This window comes from Plantibacter sp. CFBP 13570, from assembly GCF_014841395.1.
Taxonomy (GTDB): Bacteria; Actinomycetota; Actinomycetes; order Actinomycetales; family Microbacteriaceae; genus Plantibacter; species Plantibacter auratus.
Genome location: NZ_JACYTW010000092.1, coordinates 1 through 9627 on the forward strand (window position 1 = coordinate 1; position 9627 = coordinate 9627).

At 65.6% G+C, this 9627-nt stretch carries 8 protein-coding genes; 2 read left to right on the top strand and 6 right to left on the bottom strand.

Annotated elements, in window-relative coordinates:
• Positions 1–836 (top strand): hypothetical protein (locus IFT89_RS18650; protein ID WP_202939697.1); only part of this gene is annotated, 836 nt, incomplete at its 5' end.
• A gap of 58 nt (positions 837–894) precedes the next feature.
• On the opposite strand, the gene IFT89_RS18655 is transcribed toward IFT89_RS18650, so the two are convergent.
• Positions 895–1827 carry a TIR domain-containing protein gene (locus tag IFT89_RS18655; protein ID WP_202939698.1) on the bottom strand — a complete coding sequence of 311 codons (933 nt, stop codon included), beginning with the start codon at positions 1825–1827 and terminating at the stop codon, positions 895–897.
• 177 nt (positions 1828–2004) lie between these two features.
• On the opposite strand from IFT89_RS18655, the gene IFT89_RS18660 reads away from it, so the two are divergent.
• Positions 2005–3693 carry a hypothetical protein gene (locus IFT89_RS18660; RefSeq protein WP_202939699.1) on the top strand — a complete coding sequence of 563 codons (1689 nt, stop codon included), beginning with the start codon at positions 2005–2007 and terminating at the stop codon, positions 3691–3693.
• Between the two features lie 96 nt (positions 3694–3789).
• Here IFT89_RS18660 and IFT89_RS18665 read toward each other — a convergent pair whose 3' ends face one another.
• The 5 genes from IFT89_RS18665 to IFT89_RS18685 all read right to left on the bottom strand — a co-directional run.
• Positions 3790–4551 (bottom strand): DUF4913 domain-containing protein, encoded by a 762-nt coding sequence (locus IFT89_RS18665; protein ID WP_307783549.1) that lies wholly within the window; start codon positions 4549–4551, stop codon positions 3790–3792.
• On the bottom strand, positions 4548–6344 hold the full coding sequence (locus IFT89_RS18670; RefSeq protein ID WP_202939700.1) for a type IV secretory system conjugative DNA transfer family protein: 1797 nt from the start codon (positions 6342–6344) through the stop codon (positions 4548–4550). Before IFT89_RS18670 ends, IFT89_RS18665 begins: the two co-directional genes overlap by 4 nt.
• Positions 6341–7525: an ATP/GTP-binding protein gene (locus IFT89_RS18675; RefSeq protein ID WP_202939701.1), complete on the bottom strand. Its 1185-nt coding sequence runs from the start codon at positions 7523–7525 to the stop codon at positions 6341–6343. The genes IFT89_RS18670 and IFT89_RS18675 overlap by 4 nt, the downstream gene beginning before the upstream one ends.
• Positions 7526–7935: 410 nt before the next feature.
• Complete coding sequence (locus IFT89_RS18680; RefSeq protein WP_202939702.1) at positions 7936–9438, bottom strand: SCO6880 family protein; 1503 nt, start codon at positions 9436–9438, stop codon at positions 7936–7938.
• A partial coding sequence (locus tag IFT89_RS18685) for a hypothetical protein (protein WP_202939703.1) occupies positions 9438–9627 on the bottom strand: 190 nt, incomplete at its 5' end. The genes IFT89_RS18685 and IFT89_RS18680, both read right to left, overlap by 1 nt.

Sequence of the window (9627 nt, forward strand, 5' to 3'; positions counted from 1 at the left end):
CGGAGCGCGTGCTCGACGCACGCCGCGGTGTCGCGCTTGCGGCGCTCGCCCCCACCACGGAGGCGGCCTGGTGGTCGACGGCGACCCCGAAGGCGGTCGCTGACAGCTACGAGACCGCTCAAGCCTGGGCGCCGTTCGCGCCCGAAGCGGCATCCGCCCGCGACCGGATCGGTGACCAGATCCGTCTCCGCTACGGCCTCGACCCAGCAGAGGCCGGCCCCAACACACCGGAGATCCTCCGCGCGACCGCAGCGGCGGCCGCGGACCGTGGTGAGGCGGCGAAACTGCGCGCACAGGCCGAGTCCGAAGCCACCGCAGCACAGCTGCTCCTGGTCGAGTCCGCGTCGCTGGAAGAGCTGTCCCGCGACACCTACCGGCACGCTGACGACCTCGAGCGCGGCGTCGACTGGGAAGCCGGCGACGAGCGCAGCGTGGAAGCATTCACCGCAGCCGAGGACGCCCGCCTGCGCGGTGAGGACTACCAGCAGCAAGCCGACACCCGGGTCGCAGCGGCAGCCGACCACTACGAGGCCTCCGGGACGTTCCGGGAACGCGCCGACGCCCTCGACGCCCGCGCCGACCAGGGCACCGAGTACGCACGCGGACTCCAACAGGAGCCTGTCCCGCACGACTCAGCGGAGCGGCGGCAGCAGCTCGCGAACAGCATCAGCGCGGACGTGCCCGAGCCCGTACGCCGTGCGCGTCTGATCGCAGACCGCGACCAGGCCACACATCCGAACGCTGCGGTGAACGCCACTCCCGGGAGGGCGCCCCGAGCCAGCAAAGCCCGTAGCGGTGCCGGACAGGAACGCACGAGAAGCGAGCGCTCCCGCTAAGACGCATGCAAGGTGGCGGGCCGGGCGGAGATCCATCGGGCCCGCCACTGAATCTGGATCAGCTGTCAGCCTCAGGGTTCTTATCTCGAAGAAGGTCGCGCCAAGGGTTCTTGACGTCTGTGCTGTTTGGGCGGACATCCACCTCACCCTCCGCGAAGCGGTACCTGCGGGTCTGAGCGACCACCTGAATCCGCAGACCGGAAATCTTCGACAGGCTCCGCAGATCGGCAACAACGTCCTCTGGGATCTGGTCCGCGGTGACGTCCAGACGAGCAACGTCCTTGGCCGTCGACGACACCCAAGTCACAAGCCCCGTGCCGCTGCGCAACAGTATGCTCGTCGCGACTCTTCGAACACTCTCCAAGAAGGAGTCCGAAGAACTGGTCCGCTGGGTAGGTACCTCAAGTTTGTCAACCGTCCGCTGCAGCCCCCGGACGGTCGTCAGTATCTCGTCGAGCAGTTCGTCTTTGGGTCGCTTCTCTGCCGGCGGCGTCGGGCTGATTGCGGCCGACGCTGTTACTGCTCGTTTCAGCACCGACCACGCGTTGTCGAACAATACGGTCACTGATGTCTCAGGGAGCTTGTCATCGAGCTGATCATTGATCTTGAGCACGAGCTTCAACATGTCGTCGCGGTCGCTGCCGTCAGTGTTCTGGAACTGCTTCAGCGGGCCAACGACATCGGCATCTGCGATGCCCACGAGCACAGGCGCGACGAAAGCTTCATCGATCATCCGGCTCAGCGCACCAGCCTCGAAGTTCACCCACACCGATCCCAGATTCTCGTGGGTGACGACGACGACACCGAACATCGCATTCTCGAGCTCAGCTGCGATCACGTTCAGTCCGCGAGTTCCCTTGCCGATGTCCTCCGACGAAACGAACGGCTGTACCTTGCCCGCCAATGCCTCGGTGAGGAAGATGTGTAGCGCCTTCGCGACGGTCTGCGACGGGACGCCCGACCAACTGATGAAAACCTTCTGCTCTGGCACTGCCACTCCCCCACTGATATGAATATCTGCTGAGCATATCGTTGGGAACGAGGCGACGTGGTGAAGAGCGATGGCAACAGCTTCTAGCTCTGAAGCCAGGTGGCTCGGTCGCAACGGACGCCTCACTCAAATGCACTGCGTTCTAGCAATTCGGATTCGAACTGCTAGTGTCTGGTCATGTCGTTCTTTCGCTCCTCTCCCATCAAGCAGTTCAGTTCCGAACAAGCACTTGCTCCGGACACCCTGATATCAGGGGAGGAAGGGGCGTCACTCCTCGGAGTGAGCGCTGGACGTTTTCGCCAACTGGCTGGTTCTCGCGAGGAGCCTGGACTGTTCGGTGAGCCCGTTCTTGAGCCCGGCAAACGAGGTGGTCGCTGGCCGCTTCGTCGCGTTCTGCAGGTTGCCCTGGAGGAGAATCGCGAACTCTCCGCTCCGGTGCCAGCGCTGCTGAGTATGGAACGCGGCTTCCGGTATCGCCGGAGGGGAGGGTTCGCGACACACCTCGAAGGCGACCAGTTCGAGCCCTCGGGGGACATTTGGGTGGATGTCTATGCGCCCACCGAACGGGTACGGTGCGGGTTCGAGGAGCCGCTGCTCGTCACGGTCACCAGCCTCTCCGAGAGCAGCGCATCCTTTCCTGCGCTGGTTCGACATGCAGGAAATGAAGCATGGCGTCGTTACGCCGGCGAGCATGGCACCTGGGGAGCCTCCAACCACCGAAACCAGATCCCCGCTCTCGCTGTGGTGGAGATCCCCACCGGTGAATACGCACGACCATGGTGCCGGGCGTGGGATGTGTCCGAGAAAGAGGCCGGTGGTGAATGGAATGTCTATTCCAGCAACAACGTGCCAGCGGCCGACGTCGCAGCAGCCATTGGACTACGCGCCCTTCCCTGGTGGCCAAAAGGAACAGCGACCGCGGCATCACTCGCAGCCTGGCGCCCGGGTTACCCTGTGCGGTTTCCGTTTGCTCCGAGCACCACGGCGCTATGGAACGCGATGCAGTGGGTGCGCGCTCGGGCTGCCGGAACGAGTTCAGAAAGCCTCGAAGCACTTCGTGCCGCGCTCATGATGTCGATACGTGTTTCGGCACCGCGGCAAAAGACGCCTCCGGAGGGATTCGAGGAGGCCGCGATCATCGGTATCGAGGACCCAGGACCCATCGACGAACCACGCGAAGGTACTCCATGGTTTGTACCAAGCCTCGACGATCTCCTTGCCGATGCAAGCACACCACGCGTGATCGGCACGACGCTGATCAACCACTTCGGTGACCGTCGATTCTCGGCACCCCACCAGATCCTGCGAGCCAACATCACTGGCATGTGGGTCGACTGGTTCGAGCGACTCGAGGCTGGAGCATCCTCCCAGATTGTTCACCGAGAACCTCGATGGCAACGACTGATCGACCGTGCTCAATCAGAGGAACCCACCAGCGATTTCAAGCTCACTACCGCGGGGCCGATGAATGCTCCGGTCCTATTCACAACTGATCGCATCTGGTGGCTGGCCCCTTCCGGCTATCAGAGCGAATCGCAGGAACATCCGTCTGCCACCAAGCCGCCGGGAGTCACCGAGGTCCTCATCGCAGCTGATTCCGCGGCAAACTATCCGGCTGGTTGGTGGTGCACCGCGGCGGGCGACCTTGCCCCGTGGCCTACCGGGTTGCCAGAACGCCATGACTTGGCTGGCATCGTTCAGACCTTGCGAGCGAGCTACGGTCAGATCCCGTGGCCGGTTGGGGGCGACTTGGATGCAGAGTTCATGAGTGCGAGCCTGCACGGCTTTTTCGATTCGATTGAGCCTGGAACGTTGATAACTCTCCCTTCCGCAACATTCGAATCGCTTCTGCTGCAACGCTCCTAGTGCGAACCGGTACGCCGCCAAGTGCGGTGGAGACGCCAGGATGAACGAGGGGCCGCCTCAGCCGCAACGTGTCTGAGGGCTACCCTCACTGGCAAGTCAGCGTCGCGTGGTGCACTCCGCACAGTTCGCAACCCCGCGCCCGTTCTCGGAACCGCACTGCGGGCACCACCACGATTCAGTAGTCGGTTCGTTCGCAAGCGACGCGATGTCTGGTTCGACGTACTTATCGGGCGGGAACAAGCCCTCTGGCGGTGCCGCATACGGGAGTGGTTCGTTCGGGTTGGTGCGCACGTTGTGCACGTCACCGAACGGCCCGCTTGGTGACATCAGCACACTCATGTGATGGTCTGCGTGGTCTTTCCACCACACGCTCATGCCGGTTGCCCCGTCGAGGCGAAGGTGTTCCCACGCCCGCCAGAGCGCCTCGAGTCGTGAGAGCGCTTCGGGGTATGCCCACCAGTTCGGCGCCCACAACTGAGCAGAACCCACCGGGCGGCGGTAGAGGTCGTTCAGGCTCTTCCGAACGAACTCATCAACCGAGGCGTACAACGTCTCCTTGGGCGGCTCATCTGCGCCGTCGACGTCGCCCGAGCTCTCCGGTTCCGGAGTGTTGTCGTCGGGTTGGAGCGTGGACTGTGCCGCCTCGAGCGCGAGGCCGCTGACTTCCTCACGCATCTGGTCGGTGAACATCGTTTCGACGGCTTCGCCGACGATCTTGTTCACCGTTTTCGTCACCGCCGCCTGGACGAGTTTGCTCAAATCGACGCCCTCGAGCGGGTTCCCGCGACGCTCGTGAACGAGACCGTCGACCTCGTCGTCGAGCGTCGCGTCGTGGTGTGGCTCGAGGTCGTCGCTCACGCGGCGACCGTCCCGTCGAACTCCGGTTCGGAGGCCGCCCGATCCGCGAACGTCTCCGCGGCCGCGGGGTCGTTGTTCTTGATCGACGCGGTTACCGCGTCCGCCTGGGCACCGGTCCACCACGGGCGCAGCTTCGTGATGGTTGCCCGGTTGCCGGAGCTCCACACCAGCGCGCGGCCCTTCGGCCACGCCGACAGGTCAGCGACCTCGAACAGTTCTTCCTTCTCGACCGACGTTGACACGTTCCGGCCGGCAGCGGAGGTGCTGATGTTGTGGCGGCGGGTCCAGAACGTGCCGATCAGCTTCACCAGGCTGGAGAGGAATCCGTCCTCCTTCACACCGCCGGCGTAGATGAGGATGTTGGTGGCTGACTTCATCATCTCGGCGCCCTCCACACCCCACACCTTGACCACTTGTGACCAGGACTGGAAGTAGGTGTCGAGGACGATGCCGCGAGAGCCGTAGTGCGAGTACAGGCCAGGTAGCTGCAACCACCGGCACACGTTGGCCGCCTCGTCGAGGACCGTCACGAACGGCACCTTGAGCCGGCCGCCTTGCTCGACGGCGTAGGCTTCGGCCGCTTCGCACAAGGCCACGGTCAGGGCGGTGATGAGCGGCCCGGCGGTGCCTTTGCCCTCACGGGAGAGCGCGTGCAGGGTGTCCCTGCTGCGCACGAAGTCCGCGACCTTCAGCTCCGGGCGGTTGTCGGAGGGGCCTTGGCGTTCGATCCACAGGCGGATGCGGCGGTTCTTCAGACACACGGCCATGCGCTTCGCGGTCTGGTAGACGCTGTCGCGGTACTTGTCCGAGCTGTTCTGGGTGGACTGGAGATCCTCGGCCGCGATGGTGAACCCTTGTGCGGTGAGGATCTGCCGGGCGGTGGTGTCGCGGGGGTTCGTCAGCCACAGGTAGGCGTCGGTGATGGGCCGGTCATCGAGCGCCGCGGCGAGCAGGAACTGTGACAGCAGGCTCTCCCCCGCGCCGTCGAACTGGGCGTCGCCCTTGGACCCGACGTCCTTGGATCCGGCCGAGAAGTGTCCGGCGAGATCGTCGGCGCGCTCGTCCATCGTGTCGTCGTCGCGGCCGTCGGTGATGTAGCTGAGCGGGTTCCACCACCAGGTCGGCTTCTGCCCGGCGAGATTCTGCGGATCGAAGCCGAGCACCTTCCGACCGTCGGTGCTGCGCGGGCCGAAGGTGGCGAAGAACAGGTCGGGTTTGTTCGACGTTGCCAGCGAGCAACCTGGTGCGTCGAGCACCGCGGGGATCGCGAAGGACGTCGTCTTGCCGGTCCGTGGGCCGGCGAAGGTGAGCCGGGTGTCCTCCCACGACGACATCAGCAGCTTCCCGTCGTAGACGCAATCACCGATGACCATGCCCGGTGCCCCGTCGACGCCGAGCCGGTCAGCGGTCGCCTGCACCCCCGGCACGGTGATGCTCTCCAGCTCCTTCCCGTGCGCCAGGTGCACGGCGCGGTCGTCGATGCGTGAGCGTTTCGCCGCACGCCCCCGCCCGCGGGCCCACCACCAGCCGGCGCCGGCGCCGAGCAGCAGCACCAGTCCGGCGAGGATCAGGGTTGAGGCGGCCGGCCACACGGCACGGTCCGTGATGAGGTACTTCAGCACGATCAGCGCCTCTGCCGGGTCTGCGCTGATGTCCCGGTTGACGCCTTCGATGCGGGAGCCGCCGATGAACGCCAGCCACACCACGGCAAGGACCGCGGCGATGACGGCGAACGTCAGCACGGTCTGGATGGTCTGGTTGCCGGTTCGTTGCTGCTTCCTGGTGGTGCTCATGCTGCCTCCTGCTTGGTGGTCGACCGTGAGAATCGTTGGTTGGTGTCGTTGAGCGGGATCTCCGCCGGAACCAGGTGCATCTGGAACGGCACCCCGGCGTTGTTCCCGGCTTTCAGGAGGAACTTCCCCCGGCCGGGAGGGTCACCGTAGGTGCCCGTCGCGGGATCGAGCGGGCCGGGGTCGTTCCAACTCTTGAGGCGCGCTTTCTCGCGTCGGCTGAGGTCGACAATCTCCTCCAACCTGGGGATCTCGGTGTCGGTGATCCCGCCGATGAACAGCAGGCTCGCCCGGTTGATGAACTCCCGCGCTTTCTGCACGTCTGCGGCGGAGCTCAGCGCGTAGAAATCACCGATCGCGTGGGTGATGAACAGCATCCCGATGCCGAACATCCGGTTTAGGCGGGTGATCGCGTCAAGCCGGTCGACCATGCCCTCCCCTGCTCGGAGGGCCTGCCACATCTCGTCCATGATGATTAGGTAGTTGCGCTGTGGCTCCAGTCCTGCGTCGGCAAGCGCGTTCGCGGCGTCGACGACGCCGAACCCGTAGGACCAGGACGCCATCAGCGCGGCCGCTCGCAATTCCGTCTGCGTTTGGTCGATGCCGGACAGGTCGAAGGACACGGGCCGGGAACGGTCGAGGGTCATGGAGGTCTGTCCGGCAAAGGTGTCACCGAACACTCCGGACCCGGTCAGTCCCGTCAGGCTCACCTCGAGCTTCTCGGTCTTCTCTCGATACCGTTCGATACGGCCGCCGTCGACGGCGGCCGCGCGCAGCTCTGCTGGTGCCGCTTTCACCAGAGCGAGGAGGTCGCCCATGATCGGGGTGCCAGGGTGGGTGCGGTCGAGCAGCCGGATGGCCTGATCGATGATCATTTCTTCGTGCTCGGCGGGCTTGCTGCCGCGGGCGATGGTGATCAGCGACGCCACCATGTTCTTGCGTCGAGCGTGCGCGGCTGCGAGGACTTTCGCCGCGAGATCCTGCAGCTCACCGGCCCGCTTAGGCGCCCCGGCCTCGAGCTGAGTTCGAGCCGCAGCAAGGAGCTTGTTTGCAGCATCGAGAGCCTGACTCACGTCGAGGACATTGATGCCGGCCTTGCCAGGTGCCACGGCGAAGACCTCGCCGCCCAGGGACCTGATCAGCGCCGCGTACTCGTTCTTCACATCTCCGAGCACCCACGGCATGATGCCGAACGCCGCCTTCCCGTTGGCCATGCGTCGCACGAGGCTGGACTTCCCGAGCCCGTTCAGGCCGAGCACCATCCCAAACGGGCTGCGGGCGCGGCCGAGCTCGAAGGAGGTGAAGACGTCGTCCGCGACCGTTGCACCCGTGGTCAGGGAGGTTCCGAGCGGGACACCGTCGATCGGGGTGCCGTCACCGATCGAGAACGGCCACAGGCCCGGCACCTGCTGGGAGGTGCCGCGCCACTCGATCGGTACCGGTACCGCTGACACGTGTCCGCCGTGCCGGAACCGCCATCCGCGTGACGATGGCCGCGCCGGTGCCGGCATGGTCTTCTGTCGGGGCACCTTCCGGGTGTTCCGCTTTCCGAAGCCGGGCCGGGTGCGGAACTGCGTGCGTGTGGCGAACCTCATCAGATCTCCTGTCGGATGCGAGGGGAGATTTTGGACAGCTTCGAGGGGATGATCCCGAGCGGCAGCGTGAGGGTGAACGCGGCGTCCTGCATCCCGTAGGCGGGCCGGAACCTGATCCGCGATTCGCCCATCTGCTGCTCCAGCGCCCGTCTCGCCGTCACCAGCTGCTCCGGGTCCAGCACCGTCGCGGTGACCGCGATCGCGAAGTTCACCAGCGAAGCACCGGCCGCCTGCTCATCAGCGGTGCGGGCGGCTTGAGCTGCGATCATCGCTTTCGACGGCGACCGGGTGTCTCGGTTGGCGCGCACGCGCGCGGTGTGTGCATCGGCCTCCGCGATCTTCGCCGAGGTTCCGGAGTCGATGGGTTTGTAGATGAACGCGACCCGCTTCCGGACAATGCTGGGGTGCGGTTGCAGCAGGCGACCCGCCTTCAACGCATCAACACCAGCCTTCGGAGGAACGGTCATCAGGTAACTGACCGAGGTGCCGCTGTCGTGGGCGAAGTCGTCCCAACCGGTCTCGAACGCGGCCGGGCCGATGTCGGCCCACGGGAGATCGGGGATCACGCCGGCGGCTTTTGTTTCGTCGATGAGCGGCGCGATCGCCGGGTCGTAGGCCACCCGGACAAGTTCGCTGAGCTCCTGCGCTTCGACCGTCGACGCAACACCCAGACCGACCACAGACAGACGGGAGACCAACGCGGGAAGCCGCAACGCGATCTCGTCCGCGACATCACTGGCGCTGCGTCGCCGCTCGGTGCCGTCGATCTTCGCGGTGAACGTGCAGGCGATGAAGCACCGACTCGTCGGGGCACCCTGCGCGCCGCCCTCGAGCAGCTGCTCCATCACCTGCAGACTCAGCTCAGGTGCATCCGTTCGCATCCGCCGGCGCACGTTCCGTTCGAGCTTCCGGGAGGTGTCTGGGGCGGTTTCCATGATGACCGCGCACTGCTCGAGCCCGGTCTCGTCCGACAGCGACCGGATGAACTCGCCATAGTTCGCCACCCACGCGTCGCGCCGCTCGACGTCGACGTCGCCGCCACCGGTCGGTGTCGCGGACAACACAACGGTGTAGAGCCCGTTGCGCGGAGCGTGGATGAGCACGAAGGACTTCCCGTGGCCGTCCTTCGCGGTGTGCAGACGCAGCTGAGCAGCGAGCCCAGGGAGTTGGTTCGTGCTGGACCCTCCGCGGCCCCAGATCCCGTTTCGCATCGTTGTTTCCTTTCTCTGCACCCGAAGGAGCCACGCCCCACGCTCGAGCAACCGCCCGAACGTCGTCATCTCGTCCGCGTCGCGGAACCACACCGCCCACAGCGCGGAACCCGTCAGAACCACCACAACTACGGCGGCCACGGGGCCGTACATCGTCTGTGCGAGGATCCCGACGATCAGCCCGCCGAGCATCACCCGCGTGCCGAGCTGGCCCAGCTTGAACAGGCCCGCGGTCACCGGGCGAACCCAGTTCCCGTACCGGCGCACCAGCTCAGCCGCATAGGCCGCCATCAGCTGGTCCCCTCGGCGCTCTCGCCTGCGGATTCAGCGCCCAGCTGCTCAGCACCTTCGGCGAGCTTCGCTCCGGCCTGCTGCACCATCTGCGCGCCTGCCACCACCGGTGCTGCTGGCCCTGCCGCGGCCGCCGCACCGCCGGCACCAGCTCCGGCAGCGGCTGCACCACCAGCACCAGCTCCGGCC

What these genes read in the sequence shown, in the direction of transcription:
- IFT89_RS18675 (WP_202939701.1), bottom strand. Translation starts at nt 7,525, where the DNA reads ATGCCGTGGGTGCTCGGAGATGTGAAGAACGAGTACGCGGCGCTGATC.
- IFT89_RS18670 (WP_202939700.1), bottom strand. Translation starts at nt 6,344, where the DNA reads ATGAGCACCACCAGGAAGCAGCAACGAACCGGCAACCAGACCATCCAG.
- IFT89_RS18660 (WP_202939699.1), top strand. Translation starts at nt 2,005, where the DNA reads ATGTCGTTCTTTCGCTCCTCTCCCATCAAGCAGTTCAGTTCCGAACAA.
- IFT89_RS18680 (WP_202939702.1), bottom strand. Translation starts at nt 9,438, where the DNA reads ATGGCGGCCTATGCGGCTGAGCTGGTGCGCCGGTACGGGAACTGGGTT.